The organism is Streptomyces sp. NPDC048650 (genome assembly GCF_043199095.1).
Taxonomy (GTDB): Bacteria; Actinomycetota; Actinomycetes; order Streptomycetales; family Streptomycetaceae; genus Streptomyces.
Genome location: NZ_JBICVM010000001.1, coordinates 599447 through 617344 on the forward strand (window position 1 = coordinate 599447; position 17898 = coordinate 617344).

Below are 17898 nucleotides of genomic sequence, written 5' to 3' on the forward strand. Positions count from 1 at the left end.
ACACGCCCTCGGCACACCCGCGTCACACACCCGCGTCACACACCCTCACGGACACCCCCACCCACAGCTCACCGTCACGGACGGGTCATCCGCAGCACATCCAGCGCACGGTCCAACTGCTCCTCGCTCAACAGCCCCCGCTCGACATAGCCCCCCTCGATGACCACCTGCCGAATCGTCTTCCGCTCCGCCAGCGACGCCTTCGCCACCTTCGCCGCCTCCTCGTAGCCGAGGTACTTGTTCAACGGCGTGACCACGGACGGCGACGACTCCGCATACTCCCGCGCCCGCTCCGCATTCGCCTCGATCCCGTCCACCGTCCGGTCCGCCAGCAGCCGCGACACGTTCGCCAGCAGCCGCACCGACTCCAGGACGTTCCGAGCGATCACCGGAAGCATCACGTTCAGCTCGAAATTACCGGCCGCCCCCGCCGCAGCCACCGTCGCATCATTACCGGTGACCTGCGCCGCCACCATCAAAACGGCCTCCGGAATCACCGGATTGACCTTCCCCGGCATGATCGACGAACCCGGCTGAAGATCCGGCAGCGTGATCTCCGCCAGCCCCGTCCGCGGACCCGACGCCATCCACCGCAGATCATTGGCGATCTTCGTCAGCCCGACCCCGATGGTGCGCAGTTGACCGCTGATCTCGACAATGCCGTCCCGCGCCCCCTGCGCCTCGAAGTGATCACGGGCCTCCGTCAGCGGCAGCCCCGTGGCCAGCGCCACCTCTGCGATCACCGAAGCCGGGAACCCCGGCGGCGTATTGATCCCCGTCCCCACCGCCGTCCCGCCGAGCGGCAACTCCGCCAGCCGCGGCAACGACGCCCGCAGCCGCTCCACGCCGTAACGGACCTGCGCGGCATACCCCCCGAACTCCTGACCCAGCGTCACCGGCGTCGCATCCATCAGATGCGTCCGCCCCGACTTCACCACATCGACGAAGTCCGTCGCCTTGCGCTCCAGCGCACCCGCCAGATGCTCCAGCGCCGGGATCAGATCGCGCAGGACGGCCGCCGTCGCCGCGATGTGGATCGACGACGGAAACACGTCGTTCGACGACTGACTGGCATTGACGTGGTCGTTCGGGTGCACCGGCCGCCCCAACCGCTCGCTCGCCAGCGTCGCGATGACCTCGTTGGTGTTCATGTTGGACGACGTCCCCGACCCCGTCTGGAACACGTCGATGGGGAAGTGCTCGTCCCAACGCCCCTCCGCCACCTCCCCGGCGGCCTCGACGATCGCCGCAGCCGTCTCCTTCTCGAGCACCCCCAGCTCCGCGTTCACCTTCGCCGCCGCGGCCTTGATGCGCGCCAGCGCCTCGATGTGGGCCCGCTCCAGCCGCTGCCCCGAGATCGGGAAGTTCTCCACCGCCCGCTGCGTCTGCGCCCGCCACTTCGCGTGCGCGGGCACCCGCACCTCGCCCATGGAGTCGTGCTCGATGCGGAAGTCGCCGGGCTCGCCGTTTGCGCTGTTCTCGCTCATACCTGTTTCAGTACCCGGGACCGCCGTTCTGTTCCCGGATACGGACACCGGCCCCTCGCGCGGCGCACGCGAAGGGCCCGGCTCCGCGGAACCGGGCCCCGCGTCCACCGCTCAGCGGCAGCGGCGCGACATCAGTGCGTGCACTTGTAGTACTCCGTCTCGTACGCGTTGGCCGCGTACAGCTCGTCGCGCCACTTCGCCTCGTACTGGCGCACCTTGTCCTTGTTCGGGTGGGCCTTGTCCGCTTCCACGGCGGCGAGCCGGTGGTACTTCTCGGCCGCGAGCTTGTGCTGGCGCACCTTGTCCAGGTACTTGTCGCAATTGGCGGCGGCCGAAGCCTTGGCGCCGACCGGGGCGGCACCGGCCGGAGCGACGCCGGCGAAGGTGATACCGGCGAACGCCACGGTCGTGACCGCCGCGGCGAGTGAACGGGTCATTGTGCGCATGCTTCGTATTCCCCCATGAATGTGCTGTGAACTGTGCCTGCGTGACACTGGTCCGGTGCCACTCGAACAGTTTAGCGATCATGGAGGGGGGTGTCCGGGAGTCTGCGGCATTTCGCTACGGCGTAGGGGCGTAGGGGCGTAGGGGTGCAGAGGCGTACGGCGGCGGGCGCGGTGACGCCGTGGGCCAGGGCACCGGGTGCACCCCAGGGTGGCCCGGACGGGCAGCGGCGAACCGCACCGTCATCTCGCGCGGCAGCGGGCGCGCCCGCTCCGCGGCCCGGCCCCGCTGCCGCTCCAACGCCTCGCGCCGGCCCGGCAGTTCGGCGAGGACGTCCGGGCGGCGCCGGGCGGCTCCCCGGCCCACGCGGATGCGGCTCCAGGCCGGAAGGGGGAGCCGCATCGTGATGCGCGGGCGGTTACGAGCCCTGACGCACCGGAATGCTCGTGAACGTCGGCGCCGGGTCCTACCGGACAGGGAGGGGGAGGTCGAAAGGATCTGGGGCCCTTCTCCGCACCCGCCGCCTTCCCTTCGCGTGCGCGCGCGGGGGTTTGCCCGAAGTCGTAGGTCCGATATTCCTCGCCTCCGCGCCATGGGTGTGACCGCGATCACTTCAATTACGGCGCGCGAATCGCGCGAATAACAGGTCTTTGGAGGATGAACCAAGGAAGCTGCGATTCCTTGCGGGGAGGAATCGCAGAGCGGCGACGGGTGGTGTTGTCGAGGCCGGTGGTCACACGGTTTGACTCCAAAGGCCGTGAGGCCACTTGTCTCCTTCCGGGGCAACACCACCGTCCACCGAGGAAGGAAACTCAGGCCATGGCTGAAGCGATCACGCTTCGGTGCTGGGCTTGCTGCAAGGAATTCAGCGTGACGTACGGCCCTGGGCGTCCTCGACGCTACTGCGACTCGCACTCGCACGGCCATTGCCGAGACCCTGAAGCACATGGATTTGCGCGCCTTTGACTCGGTCGAGGAGCGGGCCCGGCTCGACCGAGAGAACGAGGTTCGTTCGCTCGCTCAGAGGCACGGCGGGTTTCTGACTCCCGGCACCCTTCCTGCCCCCGATGAGGCTCAGGAATGGCGTTCCCTGATGCCCTCTCTCAGCGAGTACCGTGCAATTTCGGGTGGTGTGGCCTCTGAAGGTGGCTACACGGTGCCGACCGAGGTTTCCGGGAAGTACATCGACGCGCTGAAGGCGAATTCGACCTTCCTTCGCGGTCTGCCCGAAGGCAGCATCATTCCGTTCGCCTCGGCCACTTTCTCAGTTCCGCAGCTTGTCTCCTCTACCGGAGCGGACTACGCGGCCGAGGGGTGAGAAGTGCGATCTCGCGGTCCCACAGGTCGAGCCTGTCCGATCCGGGGCTCTCCAGCACGTTGTACGTGCACTCCTTGACGTGCGGGCGGACCGCGTTCAGCAGCGCCCGAGGGTCGCGGTATGTGGTACCGCTATGAGCTTCGACCATGACGGTCATGCGGTGGTTCCCCTTCCCATTGATGGGGTGTTGCCCGCCACTGCCGCGCGGTTGCGCGGGAGACGGGAGCTCATAACTTGCCGGTCGCGGCAAGGGTGATGATCAGGCCGCACAAGCCGGTCACGATCAGCACGAACGATGGCCACGCAATGCGGCCAAGGAACCGCTTTACCACCTGATCGGCTCCAATGTTCCGCCCGCGCGGTGCGGGCACGGCACCTTGAATGTGAAGCGGCATGTAGTGCAGCCTTCGAATCCGCAGCAGTCGGGGCACCAAATCCGAAGGTGACCGATGCAAACACCGCAGTAGGTCGCAGGGGCGGCCTGCGGCATGTCCGCAGCCTGCGGGGCGCTCCTGCGTCGAATGGGTTTGCCCGCTCGCTTTTGAGGCGCCTTGGTGGCGGCGGTCATGCGTTTTCCGGTCGGTGGACCTCCGGTGCGGGCAATTTCGCAACTCGACGTGGCAATCCGCCGCTGCTGAAAGTTCCCACTAGCCTCGGCCTCTGCGCGCTTCTTGGCCAGCGCGGCACAAACCCCGCATCCTTCGGTTGGCTTCGGAGTGCTGGGAGGGAGCGACAGATGGACAGGCGGTGTCATCATCGTGTTGTCGCTCATCGCTATTGGCCTCCCCGGTCCGGCTGCTCGGTGGCAAGCAATGATGCCGGGAAGCGTGCATCGTCAGAGGTCTTATTTGCGAGGTCGGGTAAAGTTCGCGGACCACTCAGCCAAGAGTTCTCGACAGCTATCGCCAAAGACGGCGAGCCGCTCGTACGCCTCAAAGTCCTTGAGATACGCCGTGATGTCTCTGTGGTCGCGCAAAATCAACGCCCCTGTACCTGTTTCGACAGTGGCTAGCCGGCGGTCGTAGACCGTGAATGTGTTCAGCGGCCTTTCCGGGATGTGTCCACCCAGAGGGATCACGCCTAGCTGCACATTCGGGATGCGAGAGACGGATGTAAGTCTGTCGAGTTGCATGGCCATGGCCATTGGGGGGAGAAGTGGCCACCTCACCGCCTGCTCGGTGAGAATGAATATGAACGACTTCGAGGAGTCGTAAAGCACCTGCTGTCGTTCAAGCTTCTTGGCAATGGTCTTCGATTGGTCGCCGGGAACGTCGGAAATGCTGGCACGCACATATTCAGGCGTGGCCAGCAGTACGGTAATCATCGACAGCAGGAAGAACCGGAACTCTGTCGAGACCGCTTCGAGCGTCGCCAGCTCGTTCTGTTTTTTATCCAAACCCCTACGGCGAGAGGACCAGTGATCCTGCCATTCCGTGTTGGCTGTTCTTGCTATCGCCAAGATTTCGGAAGCGACAGGGCTGTCTGCCCCGAGTGCTTGAAGGATCAGTTCGACGTCGACCAGTGAGGGCGTGAGCTTTCCGCTCTCGATGTTGCTGACCTTGGTTTGAGACATGTTGCAGCGGCGAGCGAGCCAGGTTTGGGTTTTCCCGGCTCGCTTGCGCCGGCCTCTCAGGACTTCCGCTAGGTCTGCCGGCCAGCGGGTTATCCCGCTCGGTCACGTCGAGAATTCGGATCTGCTCACCCGATAGCGCGTGGGGCGTGTAGTACTGCGCGAACTCGAATCGCAGGTAGTCCGATAGTGGCCGCGTCACGATGTGCACGCGCCCCTGAGTGCGCCCTTCATCGGCTTGTCGGCGCAGCCGATCGGTGTACTCATTCGATACGGCGTGAGGGTCGATTCGTGCCCCCGCTTTGAACGCTTGGAACTCTTCTTCTTCCTGCGGCATGAGGTATTGAGGCAGGGTCTCAAGCCTCCACGCTTCCCGCTGAAAGCCCTCGAAGCGTGACGCCCACGCCTCACCAGCCAAGAACACGAACGGCCTCCCTCAGCACGCTCTCGGGGATCATCACAAGCCTTCGCCCTCGGGCGGCGTGAACGCCTGGGAAACGTCGCCCTGTACGACGAATGAGCCGTCGGCGGTGCGATAGACGTTTGGGCAGTCGTCCTTGCCACAGGTGCCGTTTCCGTTGCCGGTCAGTCGGGTCAGTCCTCGCGCGCCATGCCGAAACCCCCTTGTGGTTGACCCCTGTTGGGGCCTAGTGGTCATGACGGTACGAGGGGACGACACGGCCGTCTATGCGGCGGCTCGAATATTCGCGAAGTCGGGTATTCCCAGGTCCATGCCTGGGCCGGGCGAGCCTGCGTGGGGCCGTCCTGGGCCGTGCTGCCCCGAGTGGCAGCAGAGCCCCCGGCGGTTTGCCAGGGGCTCTGCGGCGCTTCTGGGGGTGACTCAGGCCAGGCCAGGGCCCCGTACGGGGATGCTGGTGAACGTCGGCTGCTGAGGTTCCCGCGAAGTGAAGAAGTCGTTGCCCTTGTCGTCGACGACGATGAAGGCCGGGAAGTCCTCGACCTCGATCCGCCAGACGGCCTCCATGCCGAGCTCCTCGTACTCCAGGACCTCGACCTTCTTGATGCAGTCCTGGGCGAGACGGGCGGCCGGGCCGCCGATGGAACCCAGGTAGAAACCGCCGTGCGTGCCGCACGCCTCGGTGACCTGCTGGGAGCGGTTGCCCTTGGCCAGCATGACCTTGGAGCCGCCGGCCGCCTGGAACTGCTCGACGTACGCGTCCATCCGGCCCGCCGTCGTCGGGCCGAACGAACCGGACGCGTAGCCCTCGGGGGTCTTCGCCGGGCCCGCGTAGTAGACCGGATGGTCCTTGAGGTACTGCGGCATCTCCTCGCCGGCGTCCAGCCGCTCCTTGATCTTCGCGTGCGCGATGTCGCGGGCGACGACCAGCGTGCCGGTCAGCGAGAGGCGGGTCTTGACGGGGTGCTTGGTCAGCTCGGCCAGCACGTCGTCCATCGGGCGGTTGAGGTCGATGGCGACCGCGTCGAGGTCCGCACCGGCGCCCTCGGTCAACTGCTCCTCGGTGGTCTCCGGGAGGAACCGCGCCGGGTCGGTCTCCAGCTGCTCCAGGAAGACGCCCTCGGCGGTGATCTTCGCGACGGCCTGACGGTCCGCGGAACAGGAGACGGCGATGGCCACGGGGCAGGAAGCGCCGTGGCGGGGGAGGCGGACGACGCGGACGTCGTGGCAGAAGTACTTGCCGCCGAACTGCGCGCCGATACCGATCTTCTGCGTCAGCTCGAAGACCTTCTCCTCCAGCTCCTTGTCCCGGAAGCCGTGCCCCGTGGCGGAGCCCTCGGCGGGCAGCTCGTCCAGGTAGTGCGCGGAGGCGTACTTGGCGGTCTTCATCGCGTACTCGGCGCTCGTGCCGCCGACGACGATGGCGAGGTGGTACGGCGGGCAGGCCGCGGTACCGAGCGAGCGGATCTTCTGCTCCAGGAACTTCATCATGGAGGTCTCGTTGAGGACCGCCTTGGTCTCCTGGAAGAGGAAGGACTTGTTGGCGCTGCCGCCGCCCTTGGCCATGAAGAGGAACTTGTAGGCGCCGCCGTCGGTCGCGTACAGCTCGATCTGCGCCGGGAGGTTGGAGCCGGTGTTCTTCTCGTCCCACATCGTCAGCGGGGCCATCTGCGAGTAGCGCAGGTTGAGCTGGGTGTAGGCGTCGTAGATGCCGCGCGAGAGGGCCTCCTCGTCGCCGCCCTGGGTCAGGACGTTCTGGCCGCGCTTGCCCATGACGATCGCGGTACCGGTGTCCTGGCACATAGGCAGCACGCCCGCGGCCGCGATGTTGGCGTTCTTGAGCAGGTCGAGCGCGACGAAGCGGTCGTTGGCGCTGGCCTCGGGGTCGTCCAGGATCTTGCGGAGCTGGGCGAGGTGGGTCGGGCGCAGATAGTGCGAGATGTCGTGCATCGCCTCGGCGGCCAGCTTGCGCAGCGCCTCCGGCTCGACCTTGAGGAACGTACGGCCGTCCGCCTCGAAGGTGCTCACACCCTCCGAAGTGACCAGGCGGTAGGGGGTGTTGTCCTCACCGGTGGGCAGTAGGTCGGTGTAGGCGAATTCCGGCATTTGGGGATGATTCCTTACTCGGAGGGGTGTGGCTGGCGTCTACGGCAGCGCCTTAACAGCGTAGAACCCTGACGGCCGCCCGCCGCTGTGAGGTAAGGCTCAGTGGCGAGCCGAGCCGAGCCGAGCCGGGCGGGGCAGGCGGGACGGGCCTGCCCACCCTGCCCGCCCCGCCTGCCCCGCCCGCCTGCCCCGCCCGCCTGCCCTGCCTGCCCCGTCCGCTCACCCCGCCCTGCCTGCCCCGTCCGCCCCGCCCGCCTGTCCTGCCTGCCCGCACCGTCCGCCCTGCTCCCGCCCTTCGTCGCCCGTGGCCGCCCACCCCCGCTCGGCGCTGGTGTTGCCACGTCCGGCCACGTCTGGCCACGTCCGGCCGGGTCCGGCTGCGCCTGGCCGCGTCCGGCTGCGCCAGGCTGTGTCCGGCAGTGCCAGGCTGTGTCCGGCAGTGCCAGGCTGTGTCCGGCAGCGCCAGGCTGTGTCCGGCCACGCCCGACCCGGGTCGGACATGGTCGCCCCGACCCGACACCCCGTAACTCTCCGCGGGAATCAATCACTCTCCGTGTTCGTTGCTGTAATGAGAAGAGAGTGGGCGGGACGGCCGGACGCGATGTGTTCCTGTAGGTCTAGTCGCGATCTATCGCGTTTCGGTACGCTGGCGAGGTGGACTCAGCAGACAACGGGGGACGACCGGGCCCCGAGACCCCGCCCGGACCGCTTCGCAAGCAGGCACAGGGAGAGCGTCCGGTGGATCTGACCAAGCCGGTGGCCGAGGCGGAGCTTCGTGCGTCGGACGCGGACCGCGACCGGATCGCCGAGATCCTGCGCGAGGCACTGGCGGAGGGCCGACTGGACGCCGAGGAGCACGCCGAGCGGATCGACGTGGTCTACCGCGCCAAGACCATGGGCGAGCTGGAGCCCGTGGTGCGTGACCTGCCCGCGGCGAGCGGCCGCAGCCGCACCCACTCCGCCACCGCCTCCGGTGCGTACGCATACGGCCCCGCGGCCCCGATGCCGGATCAGAACCTGGTGGCCATCTTCAGCGCTTCGGTGCGCAAGGGCCGCTGGCAGGTCCCGGCGCGGATCAACGCCGTCGCGGTCTTCGGCACCGTGCAGATCGATCTGACCGAGGCGGTCTTCCCACAGCAGCAGGTGCGGATCAACGTCACCTCGATCTTCGGCAGTGTCGACATCCGCGTCCCGGAGAACGTCACGCTGCGCAGCAGCGGCTCCGGCGTGCTGGGCGCGTTCGAGGTCGAGACCCACGAGGCGGGGGACGACGACGCCCCGCAGGTGCTGGTCAACGGCTATGCGGTGCTGGGCAGCGTGGAGGCCAAGCCGAAGCGCGGGGCGTGGATCCGCGATCTGCGCGACCGGCTGCGCGAGGAGCGGCTCGACCGGCGCGACCGTGTGCGCGAGCAGCGTGAGGAGCGGTTGGGTGAGGTCCTCGACCGGCACGCCCGGCTGATCGAGGACCGGCACGAACGGCACGAGCGGCGCCGGCTGGATCGGCACGAGCGGCGGGACCGGTTCCGCCGAGGCACGGACGGCTGAGCGGCTTTTCGGGTTTCCGCTTTTCGGGTTTCCGCACGATCGCCACGGTGTGCATAAGAGTGCGTACAGCGGGTAGGGCTGGTGCATCGTCTCTCGTACGGCTGCGGGGTGCGAAAAGCCGTGCGCAGCGAGACGGGCAAGGGTGATTTCGTCGCCGAAGCCGTCGTCAGGAGTAGACCGTGCTGCTACCGCATCAGCCCCTGCAGGATGCCGCTGTCGTTCCGTCCCCGCGAGTGCCCGATGCTCGCGACGAGGCCGGCCCCTGGCATTCGGAGGCGGTGTGCCGCCGGGATGAAGCCGGGCTGTTCTTCGCCCCGTCCAAGGAGCCGACCGCCGCGCGGCTGGCAAGGGAGGAAGCCGCGAAGCGGGTCTGTGCCCGCTGTCCCGTGATGGTCGAGTGCCGGGAGCACGCGTTGCTCCAACCGGAGCCGTACGGCGTCTGGGGCGGGTTGACGGCGGCCGAGCGTCGGGTCGTGCTGGCCCGCCGTCGACGCCGGGAGTCCGATCTCCAGCGCGCCGCTCATATGCCGGCGGCGGGCTGACCCCGCAGCGCGGCAGTACCGGCTTCGGCACGTAGGCCCCGTACGCGTCAGCGCTTCGCCCCCGTCGGAGATCCTCCGACGGGGGCGAAGCGCTGACATCAGCGGCCGTCATGGCCGTGGCGGCCGTCATGGCCATGACGGTGGGGCCACTGCGACCGGTATCGCCGGCCGAGCCGCGGCAGCTCGGCCGGGACGGCCCGGCCGTGGCAGCCCGGCCGCCGCGGCCGGTGCCGCTAGCTGGGCCGCTCGAAGTCCACCGAGCTGTACGCGCGCAGCTTGGACAGTCGGTGCTGGGAGTCGATCTGGCGGATCGTGCCGGACTTGGAGCGCATCACCAGGGACTGGGTGTAGGCGTTCTCGGCGCGGTAGCGCACGCCGCGCAGCAGTTCGCCGTCGGTGATGCCGGTGGCGACGAAGAAGACGTTGTCGCCGCGGACCAGGTCGCCGATCTCCAGCACCTTGTCCAGGTCGTGCCCGGCGTCCAGTGCCCGCTGCCGCTCCTCGTCGTCCTTGGGCCACAGCTTGCCCTGGAAGGCGCCGCCCAGACACTTCAGCGCGCAGGCCGCGATGATGCCCTCGGGTGTTCCGCCGATGCCCAGCAGCAGGTCGATGCCGGTGCCCTCGCGGGCCGCCATGATCGCGCCCGCGACGTCGCCGTCGGCGATGAACTTGATCCGGGCCCCGGCCTCGCGGACCTCCTTGACCAGACCCTCGTGGCGGGGCCGGTCCAGGATCACCACGGTGACGTCCTCGACGGCGGACTTCTTCGCCTTGGCGATCCGCTTGATGTTCACGGCCACCGGGGCCGTGATGTCGACGAAGTCCGCGGCCTCCGGGCCGGTGGCGAGCTTGTCCATGTAGAAGACGGCGGACGGGTCGAACATCGAGCCGCGCTCGGCGACCGCCATGACGGAGACGGCGTTGGCCATGCCCTTGGCGGTCAGCGTCGTGCCGTCCACCGGGTCCACGGCCACATCGCACTCCGGGCCGGTCCCGTCGCCGACGCGCTCGCCGTTGTAGAGCATCGGGGCGTTGTCCTTCTCGCCCTCCCCGATGACCACGACGCCGTTCATCGACACGGTGTGGATCAGGGCGCGCATGGCCTTGACCGCCGCACCGTCCGCGCCGTTCTTGTCACCTCGCCCCACCCAGCGGCCCGAAGCCATGGCGCCGGCCTCGGTGACCCGGACGAGTTCCAGGGCGAGGTTGCGGTCCGGGGCCTCGGGGCTGACCTCGAGTTGGGACGGGAGATGATGCTCGGTCATCGAGCGCACCTTTCTGTACGGCGACGGCCGTGAAGGATGAGGGTGGTACGACTTTATCCGTACGGCGCCAAAATGAGCAGAGCGCCCTTCGCATGAGCGGCGTCAAGGCTGGCCGGAACCCGATGTATGCGCAGGTTGCGGCCGTGTCCGGGGGCCGGGTCGGGGTCGCCGCCGCCATAGGGGACGATAGGGGCGTGGCAGGTATGCGAGGCAGGCAAACGGTGCGGGACATGATCCTGTCGCTGGCGGTTATCGGCGTCGTGGTTGCGGCGGTCTACATCTTCATCCCGCACGACGACAGCCGGGGCGCGGAGCAGAACGCGGTCAAGGCCGTCGACTACCGGGTCGAGGTGACGACCGCCCGGCGGGCCGCGCCGTACCCGGTCGCCGCGCCCGAGGGGCTGCCGAAGACCTGGCGGGCCACCTCCGTCTCGTACAAGGCCAGCGAGGACGGCAAGGGCGGCGCCTGGCATCTGGGCATGCTGGATCCGGAGCAGCAGTACGCGGCCGTCGAGCAGAGCGATGCGCCCGCGAAGAAGTTCATCCGGGAGGTCACGCTCGGTGCGGCCAAGGTCGAGGGCAAGCAGGCCGTCGGCAGCAAGAAGTGGGACCGCTACCAGGGCGACAGGTACCGGGCGCTGGTGCGCGCGGAGTCGGGGGTGACCACGGTGGTCACGGGTACCGCGCCGTACGGCCGGCTCGCGGATCTGGCCGCGGCCCTGGTGGCGAAGAAGGGCTGACGCCCGCAGAACGGCACGAGGCCGCCGCACCCGGAAAGGGTGCGGCGGCCTCGTTGCGTGGGGCTGGGCGTGGCGCGCGGCGGCTTCGCGGGGGCGGGGCCGCGGTGGGGCTCAGACCGTGGTGGCGGCGTCCTCGAAGGTCAGGCGCGGGGAGCGGGGGGAGAAGGCGTCGGCGCCCGGCTTGCCCACGTTGATGACCAGGAAGGACTTCTGCTTGCCGTCGCCGAAGAACTCCTTGTCGACGCCGGTGAAGTCGAAGCCGGTCATCGGGCCGGCGGCCAGGCCGGCGGCGCGGATGCCGAGGATGAGGTAGCCGGCCTGGAGGGTGGCGTTCTGGGTGCCGGCGACCTCGCGGGCGGCGGCCTCGGCGAAGAAGGTGTCCTTGATGCCCGGGGCGTGCGGGAAGAGCTGCGGCAGCTTCTCGTGGAAGTCCAGGTCGACGGAGAGGACCAGGGTCAGCGGCGCGGCCACGGTCTTCGGGCCGTTGGCGCCCATGGCGTGGCGGACCAGACGCGCGCGGGCCTCCGCGGAGCGCACCAGGGTGAGCCGCAGCGGCGACTGGTTGAAGGCCGTCGGGGCGTACTTCACCAGGTCGTAAATGGCCTGTACCTGCTCATCGGTCACCGGCTCGTCCGTGAACGTGTTGGCGGTCTGGGCCTCGCGGAACAGGAGGTCCTGAGCGGTGGCGTCAAGGGCGAGAGACATAAGGGCACACCTCGGTGAGTCAGGGTTTCAGGTCTACGGAAACCACTGTAAAGGGGATAGGTTAATCTTCAACTAAAACTGGGTGATTGTGAGGGGCCTCACACGGTTCAGGGGCAGGGGCGGTCACCCAGGGGCCGGCCGCGGGGCCGTGGCCGCCTGCGACGCCTCGCCCCCAGCGCTCACCCCGCCCCGGGTGCGGCCAGGAGGTCTCCGCCTAGGGCCTCCCCGCCTCCGCGTCCCCGGACGCGTCGGCCAGCGCCGCGTCCAGCCGGGCCCGCGCGCCCTCCAGCCAGTGCCGGCAGACCTTCGCCAGCTCCTCGCCGCGCTCCCACAGCGCCAGCGACTCCTCGAGCGTCGTGCCGCCCGCCTCCAGGCCGCGTACGACCTCGATCAGCTCGTCCCGGGCCTGCTCGTAACCGATGACGGACTCCACCTGGGGGTCTGCACCCGCCGCCGGGCCCTGCTCGGCGGCGTCCGCCGCACCGTCCGTCTTCGCCTTCGCCATGTCTCCCACCCTATGAGTCGGTCTCTGTCGCGGACGCGGCGGCGCCGGGGACGCCGTCCACCCGCACCCTGAATTCGCCCTCGGCCACCCTGGCCCGCAACGTCTCGTCCGCGCCCACCTCGTCCGGTGAGCGCACCGCCGCCCCGTCCGGTTTCTGCAGCACCGCGTAACCGCGCTCCAGCGTCGCCTTGGGGGAGAGCGCGACCACCCGCGCCAGGGTGTGCGCCAGCTCCGAGTCGGCCCGGTCCAGCAGATGCCCCAGGGTCCGGCGGCCGCGCTCCAGCAGCGCGGTGATCTGCTCCTCCCGCTCCTCGACCATGCGCTGCGGCCGCTGCATCGAGGGTCGGTGCAGTGCTGCCGCCAGCCCTCGCTCCTCCCGTTCCAGGAACCCGCCGATCGCGCGCAGCGCCCGCTCCCGCAGCTGCCGCACCCGGGTCAGCTCCTCGCCCACGTCCGGGACGACCTTCTTCGCCGCGTCCGTGGGCGTCGACGCCCGCAGGTCGGCGACCAGGTCCAGCAGCGGACTGTCCGGCTCATGGCCGATCGCCGAGACGACGGGCGTACGGGCCGCGCCCACCGCCCGCACCAGCTGCTCGTCCGAGAACGGCAGCAGGTCCTCCACGCTGCCGCCGCCGCGGGCCACGATGATCACGTCGACCTCGGGCAGGGCGTCCAGCTCCTGCACCGCCTCGATCACCTTCGGTACCGCGTGCACCCCCTGCACCGGCACATTGCGCACCTCGAAGCGGACGGCCGGCCAGCGGTGCCGGGCGTTCTCCAGGACGTCGCGCTCGGCGGCGCTGGCCCGGCCGCAGACCAGCCCGATCAGCTGCGGCAGGAACGGCAGCGGCCTCTTGCGGTCCGCGGCGAACAGGCCCTCCGCCGCCAGCGACTTCTTCAACTGCTCCAGCCGGGCCAGGAGTTCACCGACCCCGACCGGCCGGATCTCGGCGGCCCGCAGCGACAGCTGACCCCGCGGGGCGTACCACTCCGGTTTGGCGTGCACCACCACCCGGGCGCCCTCGCTGATCACGTCGGCCACCTTGTCGAAGACCTGGCGGTAGCACGTCACGCTCAGCGAGATGTCGTACGAGGGGTCCCGCAGCGTCAGGAACACCACGCCCGCGCCGGGCCGCCGCGACAGCTGGGTGATCTGCCCCTCGACCCACACCGCGCCGAGACGGTCGACCCATCCGCCGATGAGCCGCGACACCTCGCCGACCGGGATCGGCGCTTCCGCAGACGTTGAGAGAGCCATACGAGCGAGACTAGCGGCGGCCACCGACAGCGCCGGACCGGCGGCGGGCCCGTTCCCCGCCGCACCGGCCCGTGTCCGGCCGTCAGCCCCGCGCGGCCCCGGCCCGCGCCCGGCTCCCGTACTGCACCGCCAGCACCGCCAGCCCCACCGCCAGCCAGATACCGCCCACGATCTGAGCCGTCGGCGACGCCTCGACGAGCACCGCGGCCACCACCGCCAGTCCCAGCGACGGCACCACCACATGCCGCAGCACACTCGGCGTCCCGGCCCGCCCGCGGAACCGGAACCAGCCGATCACCGAGGCGTGCAGCAGCGCGAACGCGGTCAGCGCCCCGACGTTCACGACCGACGACAGCTGATCGAGTCCGTCGTCGCGGCGCGCCGCCCACACCGCCGCCACCAACGTCACCGCCGCCGCACCCAGCAGCGCCCGGCGCGGCACCCCGCTGCCCGCGTCCACCTTCGACATCGCCCCCGGCAGCCGCCGGTCCCGGGCCATCGCGAACAGCAGCCGTCCCGCCGCCGCCTGCCCCGCGAGCGCCGCGAACGCCGCGCCGATCGCCTTGCTCACCGCCACCAGGTCGTGCAGCCAGCCGCCGACCGCCGAGTCGACCGTCGCGTAGAAGGCGTCGCCCTGCTCACCGGGCCGCGCCGCCAACTCGGCCGCCGTCATCGGGGCGAGCAGCGCCGCCAGATACGTCTGCACGGCGAAGAGCACACCGGCCACCACCAGGCAGGTGATCACCGCCCGCGCCACCCGGGTCGCCCCTCCGGCCGCCTCCTCGGCGAACGAGGCGATCGCGTCGAAGCCCAGATACGACAGCACGGCCACCGACACCGCCGACAGCACCGCCGGGAGCGAGAAGCCGCCCTCACCGGTCAGCGGCACCGCCCAGCCGCGCTGCGCCCCGTGGGCCGCCAGCTCCACGACCGCCGCCACCACGAACACCGCCAGCACCACGATCTCCAGCGCCAGCACCGCGAACCCGACGACCGCCGCGACCCGCACACCCCACAGATTCAGCAGCGTCGTCACGGCCACCGCGAGCGCCGTCCACACCCACTGGTCCACCGACGGGACCAGCGCGTGCATCGCGATCCCGGAGAAGAGGTACGCCACCGCCGGAATCAGCAGATAGTCCAGCATCGCCATCCACCCGGCGACGAACCCCGCGCCGTCCCCCAGGCCCACCCGGGCATAGGTGTAGACCGACCCGGCCCGCGGGGCGACCCGCACCATCTGGGCGTACGAATACGCCGTGAAGGCCATCGCGACCGTCGCCACGAGGTAGACGACGGCGATCGCGCCGTGGGACTTGGCCTGCAGCGTGCCGAAGATCCCGACCGGCGCCATCGGGGCGATGAACAACAGCCCGTAGACGACCAGGTCCCGGAACGTCAGCGTCCGCCGCAGCCCTCCGGCGTCCGCGCCGGTGCTCCCGTCCGCCTCGTCACCCGTGATGTCGCCGACCGTGCCCGGCATCCGCCCTCCTTCGTACGCCCTTCGACAGTCTGGGCCACCTGCGGGATCGATCGGCGCCGGGGCACGGCCTTACGATGGATCGCATGACTTCCCGCCCGTCGCCCACCGCCGCCCCCAGTGGAGACGCTGCGCGTCGCAGTGACATCCCGCAGCCCGCCCGCAAGGTCCTGCTCGCCGCCCCCCGTGGCTACTGCGCGGGCGTGGACCGCGCCGTGATCGCCGTCGAGAAGGCCCTCGAGCAGTACGGCGCGCCCGTCTACGTACGCCACGAGATCGTGCACAACAAGTACGTCGTCAAGACCCTCGAGAAGAAGGGCGCGATCTTCGTCGAGGAGACGGAAGAGGTGCCCGAGGGCAACATCGTCATCTTCTCGGCGCACGGCGTCGCCCCCGTCGTCCACGACGAGGCCAAGCGCGGCAAGCTCGCCACCATCGACGCCACCTGCCCGCTGGTCACCAAGGTCCACAAGGAAGCCGTCCGCTACGCCCAGGAGGACTACGACATCCTCCTGATCGGCCACGAGGGCCACGAAGAGGTCATCGGCACCAGCGGCGAGGCACCCGAGCACATCACCCTGGTCGACGGCCCCCAGGACGTCGCCAATGTCGAGGTCCGCGACCCGGAGAGGGTCGTCTGGCTCTCCCAGACCACCCTCTCGGTCGACGAGACGATGGAGACGGTGGACGCCCTCAAGGGCCGCTACCCCAACCTTCTCTCCCCGCCCAGCGACGACATCTGCTACGCCACCCAGAACCGCCAGATCGCGGTCAAGCAGATGGGCGCCGCGGCCGATCTGGTCATCGTCGTCGGGTCCAAGAACTCCTCGAACTCCGTCCGCCTCGTCGAGGTGGCGCTGGGAGCCGGCGCCCGCGACGCGCACCTCGTCGACTCCGCGGAGGAGATCGACGAGGCATGGCTGGAGGGCGTCGGCACGGTCGGCCTGACCTCCGGCGCCTCCGTCCCGGAGATCCTCGTCCACGGCGTCCTGGACTGGCTCGCCGAGCGCGGCTACGAAGACGTCGAGACCGTCACGGCCGCCGAGGAGTCCATCACCTTCTCGCTGCCCAAGGAGCTCCGCCGCGACCTGCGCGCCGAGGCCCGGACGGCCACCGAGGGCTGAGCGCCCGCCCGCCGCATCCGGCGTTCGAGGGGTGCGCGGCCGCCTGCACGCCTAGCCTTTTCCCATGAGGGTCTTCGGTGTGGACATCGGCGGTTCGGGCATCAAGGGTGCCCCGGTGGATCTCGAACGCGGCGATCTCGCGGACGAGCGCTACAAGGTGCTCACCCCGCATCCGGCCACGCCGGAGGCGGTCGCGGACTGCGTCAAGCAGGTCGTGGACCACTTCGGCTGGTCGGGCCCGGTCGGCGCCACCTTCCCCGGGGTGGTGACGGGCGGCACGACCCGCAGCGCCGCCAACGTCGACAAGGGCTGGATCGGCACCGACGCCGGCGCCCTGCTCACCGGCCGGCTCGGCGCCGGCAGCCCCGTCACGCTGCTCAACGACGCGGACGCGGCCGGGCTGGCCGAGATGCGGTACGGCGCGGGCCGCGGCCGCACCGGCACCGTCATCGTGCTCACCCTCGGCACCGGCATCGGCAGCGCCGTCTTCACCGGTGGCCGGCTCGTCCCCAACACCGAGCTCGGCCACCTGGAGCTGCACGGCCACGACGCCGAGAAGCGCGCCTCGACCAAGGCCAAGGAGGACGAGGACCTGAGCTGGCAGCACTGGGCGCACCGGGTCCAGAAGTACCTCGCCCATGTGGAGATGCTCTTCTCGCCCGAGTTGTTCGTGATCGGCGGCGGGGTGAGCCGCAAGGCGGAGAAGTTCCTGCCGCTGATCGAGGGCGTCAGGGCCGAGATTGTGCCTGCCCTGCTTCAGAACAATGCGGGGATTGTGGGTGCCGCGATGGCCGCCCTTGCCGATCCGGCTGCTGAGCCACCTCGCGCGGACGGTTCCCCTTCCCCCGTCCCACCGGGCCCCCCGGCTGTGGACCCACCGGTCGGTCGGCCCGACGCTGGGCGATGAGCATCGCCTTGCGGAACAGCGCCACCAGCGCGCAGATCAGGGTGCCCGCGTAGAGCCACGGCGCGTTCAGTGCCAGGACGGTGAAGATGCCCATCACCATCCCGCCGAACCCGTCGGGGCCGCGCTGGACCGGCAGCGCCCCCAGCGCGAACGCGATCGGCAGCGCGACCGGCGCGGCGATCAGGTCGTACGGCCGCACCCACAGCGACGCACAGAGGCTGACCAGCACGAAGAACACGCCGTACGGGGCGTGTGCGGCGCCGAGGAGCAGCCGGTCGAGGAGCGCGAAGAGCAGCAGCGCCAGGGTGGCGAGCAGCCAGCAGCCCAGGCCGGTGAGCATGGGGCGGGGCATCCGGCGCAGCAGCTTGGCCAGCGCCGGGGGTGGCGGTGGCCGCCGGGGCCGGACGCGGTACACGGTCGAGGTCTCGCCGGTGGGCGGGCCGGTGGCCTCCGCGGGGCGGGGCAGCCGTGCGTCGGGACCCGT

At 69.8% G+C, this 17898-nt stretch carries 17 protein-coding genes and 2 pseudogenes; 6 read left to right on the forward strand and 13 right to left on the reverse strand.

What is annotated here, in order from left to right; translation table 11 throughout:
- Positions 1 to 74: 74 nt before the first annotated feature.
- The 3 genes from ACGFML_RS02760 to ACGFML_RS02770 all read right to left on the reverse strand — a co-directional run bounded on the left by ACGFML_RS02760 (position 75) and on the right by ACGFML_RS02770 (position 2297).
- Positions 75 to 1487 carry a class II fumarate hydratase gene (locus tag ACGFML_RS02760; RefSeq protein WP_393539227.1) on the reverse strand — a complete coding sequence of 471 codons (1413 nt, stop codon included), beginning with the start codon at positions 1485 to 1487 and terminating at the stop codon, positions 75 to 77.
- Between the two features lie 131 nt (positions 1488 to 1618).
- The gene (locus tag ACGFML_RS02765; protein ID WP_393539230.1) at positions 1619 to 1924 is read right to left on the reverse strand and encodes a hypothetical protein; all 306 of its coding nucleotides are present in this window, start codon (positions 1922 to 1924) and stop codon (positions 1619 to 1621) included.
- Between the two features lie 124 nt (positions 1925 to 2048).
- Positions 2049 to 2297, reverse strand: coding sequence for a hypothetical protein (locus ACGFML_RS02770; RefSeq protein ID WP_393539233.1), 249 nt, complete (start codon positions 2295 to 2297; stop codon positions 2049 to 2051).
- A gap of 580 nt (positions 2298 to 2877) precedes the next feature.
- Between ACGFML_RS02770 and ACGFML_RS02775 the strand changes: the two genes are divergently transcribed.
- The gene (locus ACGFML_RS02775; RefSeq protein ID WP_393539235.1) at positions 2878 to 3249 is read left to right on the forward strand and encodes a hypothetical protein; all 372 of its coding nucleotides are present in this window, start codon (positions 2878 to 2880) and stop codon (positions 3247 to 3249) included.
- 227 nt (positions 3250 to 3476) lie between these two features.
- On the opposite strand, the gene ACGFML_RS02780 is transcribed toward ACGFML_RS02775, so the two are convergent.
- The 4 genes and pseudogenes from ACGFML_RS02780 to ACGFML_RS02795 all read right to left on the reverse strand — a co-directional run bounded on the left by ACGFML_RS02780 (position 3477) and on the right by ACGFML_RS02795 (position 7343).
- On the reverse strand, positions 3477 to 3680 hold the full coding sequence (locus ACGFML_RS02780; protein WP_393539237.1) for a hypothetical protein: 204 nt from the start codon (positions 3678 to 3680) through the stop codon (positions 3477 to 3479).
- A 413-nt stretch (positions 3681 to 4093) separates the two neighbouring features.
- Positions 4094 to 4882, reverse strand: a complete 789-nt coding sequence (locus tag ACGFML_RS02785; RefSeq protein ID WP_393540376.1) for a helix-turn-helix domain-containing protein — start codon at positions 4880 to 4882, stop codon at positions 4094 to 4096.
- Positions 4883 to 4898: 16 nt separating this feature from the next.
- Positions 4899 to 5243, reverse strand: a pseudogene (locus ACGFML_RS02790) (DUF6879 family protein); the annotation flags it as partial.
- Positions 5244 to 5660: 417 nt separating this feature from the next.
- A complete protein-coding gene (locus ACGFML_RS02795; RefSeq protein ID WP_393539239.1) occupies positions 5661 to 7343 on the reverse strand; it encodes a fumarate hydratase in 1683 nt (560 codons plus the stop codon).
- 738 nt (positions 7344 to 8081) lie between these two features.
- Here ACGFML_RS02795 and ACGFML_RS02800 point away from each other — a divergent pair.
- Positions 8082 to 8888 (forward strand): DUF1707 domain-containing protein, encoded by an 807-nt coding sequence (locus ACGFML_RS02800; protein ID WP_393539240.1) that lies wholly within the window; start codon positions 8082 to 8084, stop codon positions 8886 to 8888.
- A gap of 179 nt (positions 8889 to 9067) precedes the next feature.
- The gene (locus ACGFML_RS02805) at positions 9068 to 9430 is read left to right on the forward strand and encodes a WhiB family transcriptional regulator (protein ID WP_393539241.1); all 363 of its coding nucleotides are present in this window, start codon (positions 9068 to 9070) and stop codon (positions 9428 to 9430) included.
- Positions 9431 to 9663: 233 nt separating this feature from the next.
- On the opposite strand, the gene glpX is transcribed toward ACGFML_RS02805, so the two are convergent.
- Complete coding sequence (gene glpX / locus ACGFML_RS02810) at positions 9664 to 10695, reverse strand: class II fructose-bisphosphatase (RefSeq protein ID WP_393539242.1); 1032 nt, start codon at positions 10693 to 10695, stop codon at positions 9664 to 9666.
- Positions 10696 to 10898: 203 nt separating this feature from the next.
- Between glpX and ACGFML_RS02815 the strand changes: the two genes are divergently transcribed.
- A complete protein-coding gene (locus ACGFML_RS02815) occupies positions 10899 to 11435 on the forward strand; it encodes a DUF4245 domain-containing protein (RefSeq protein WP_393540377.1) in 537 nt (178 codons plus the stop codon).
- A 111-nt stretch (positions 11436 to 11546) separates the two neighbouring features.
- Here ACGFML_RS02815 and ACGFML_RS02820 read toward each other — a convergent pair whose 3' ends face one another.
- The 4 genes from ACGFML_RS02820 to ACGFML_RS02835 form a co-directional block, all read right to left on the reverse strand.
- Complete coding sequence (locus ACGFML_RS02820) at positions 11547 to 12140, reverse strand: malonic semialdehyde reductase (protein WP_393539243.1); 594 nt, start codon at positions 12138 to 12140, stop codon at positions 11547 to 11549.
- A 214-nt stretch (positions 12141 to 12354) separates the two neighbouring features.
- A complete protein-coding gene (locus ACGFML_RS02825; protein ID WP_393539244.1) occupies positions 12355 to 12645 on the reverse strand; it encodes an exodeoxyribonuclease VII small subunit in 291 nt (96 codons plus the stop codon).
- 10 nt (positions 12646 to 12655) lie between these two features.
- Positions 12656 to 13903 carry an exodeoxyribonuclease VII large subunit gene (gene xseA / locus ACGFML_RS02830; protein WP_393539246.1) on the reverse strand — a complete coding sequence of 416 codons (1248 nt, stop codon included), beginning with the start codon at positions 13901 to 13903 and terminating at the stop codon, positions 12656 to 12658.
- A gap of 82 nt (positions 13904 to 13985) precedes the next feature.
- The gene (locus ACGFML_RS02835) at positions 13986 to 15386 is read right to left on the reverse strand and encodes an APC family permease (protein WP_393539248.1); all 1401 of its coding nucleotides are present in this window, start codon (positions 15384 to 15386) and stop codon (positions 13986 to 13988) included.
- Between the two features lie 83 nt (positions 15387 to 15469).
- On the opposite strand from ACGFML_RS02835, the gene ACGFML_RS02840 reads away from it, so the two are divergent.
- Both ACGFML_RS02840 and ppgK read left to right on the forward strand, forming a co-directional pair.
- Positions 15470 to 16507, forward strand: a complete 1038-nt coding sequence (locus ACGFML_RS02840; protein WP_393539250.1) for a 4-hydroxy-3-methylbut-2-enyl diphosphate reductase — start codon at positions 15470 to 15472, stop codon at positions 16505 to 16507.
- Between the two features lie 64 nt (positions 16508 to 16571).
- Positions 16572 to 17414: a polyphosphate--glucose phosphotransferase gene (gene ppgK, locus ACGFML_RS02845; RefSeq protein ID WP_393539252.1), complete on the forward strand. Its 843-nt coding sequence runs from the start codon at positions 16572 to 16574 to the stop codon at positions 17412 to 17414.
- Positions 17415 to 17475: 61 nt separating this feature from the next.
- Here ppgK and ACGFML_RS02850 read toward each other — a convergent pair.
- Positions 17476 to 17766: pseudogene (locus ACGFML_RS02850) on the reverse strand (DUF6542 domain-containing protein); the annotation flags it as partial.
- Between the last annotated feature and the right edge of the window lie 132 nt (positions 17767 to 17898).

Coding starts and splice junctions, on each gene's coding strand:
- ACGFML_RS02760 (WP_393539227.1), bottom strand. CDS start 1,487: ATGAGCGAGAACAGCGCAAACGGCGAGCCCGGCGACTTCCGCATCGAG.
- ACGFML_RS02765 (WP_393539230.1), bottom strand. CDS start 1,924: ATGACCCGTTCACTCGCCGCGGCGGTCACGACCGTGGCGTTCGCCGGT.
- ACGFML_RS02775 (WP_393539235.1), top strand. CDS start 2,878: ATGGATTTGCGCGCCTTTGACTCGGTCGAGGAGCGGGCCCGGCTCGAC.
- ACGFML_RS02795 (WP_393539239.1), bottom strand. CDS start 7,343: ATGCCGGAATTCGCCTACACCGACCTACTGCCCACCGGTGAGGACAAC.
- glpX (WP_393539242.1), bottom strand. CDS start 10,695: ATGACCGAGCATCATCTCCCGTCCCAACTCGAGGTCAGCCCCGAGGCC.
- ACGFML_RS02815 (WP_393540377.1), top strand. CDS start 10,899: ATGCGAGGCAGGCAAACGGTGCGGGACATGATCCTGTCGCTGGCGGTT.
- ACGFML_RS02820 (WP_393539243.1), bottom strand. CDS start 12,140: ATGTCTCTCGCCCTTGACGCCACCGCTCAGGACCTCCTGTTCCGCGAG.
- ACGFML_RS02825 (WP_393539244.1), bottom strand. CDS start 12,645: ATGGCGAAGGCGAAGACGGACGGTGCGGCGGACGCCGCCGAGCAGGGC.
- xseA (WP_393539246.1), bottom strand. CDS start 13,903: ATGGCTCTCTCAACGTCTGCGGAAGCGCCGATCCCGGTCGGCGAGGTG.
- ACGFML_RS02835 (WP_393539248.1), bottom strand. CDS start 15,386: ATGCCGGGCACGGTCGGCGACATCACGGGTGACGAGGCGGACGGGAGC.
- ACGFML_RS02840 (WP_393539250.1), top strand. CDS start 15,470: ATGACTTCCCGCCCGTCGCCCACCGCCGCCCCCAGTGGAGACGCTGCG.
- ppgK (WP_393539252.1), top strand. CDS start 16,572: ATGAGGGTCTTCGGTGTGGACATCGGCGGTTCGGGCATCAAGGGTGCC.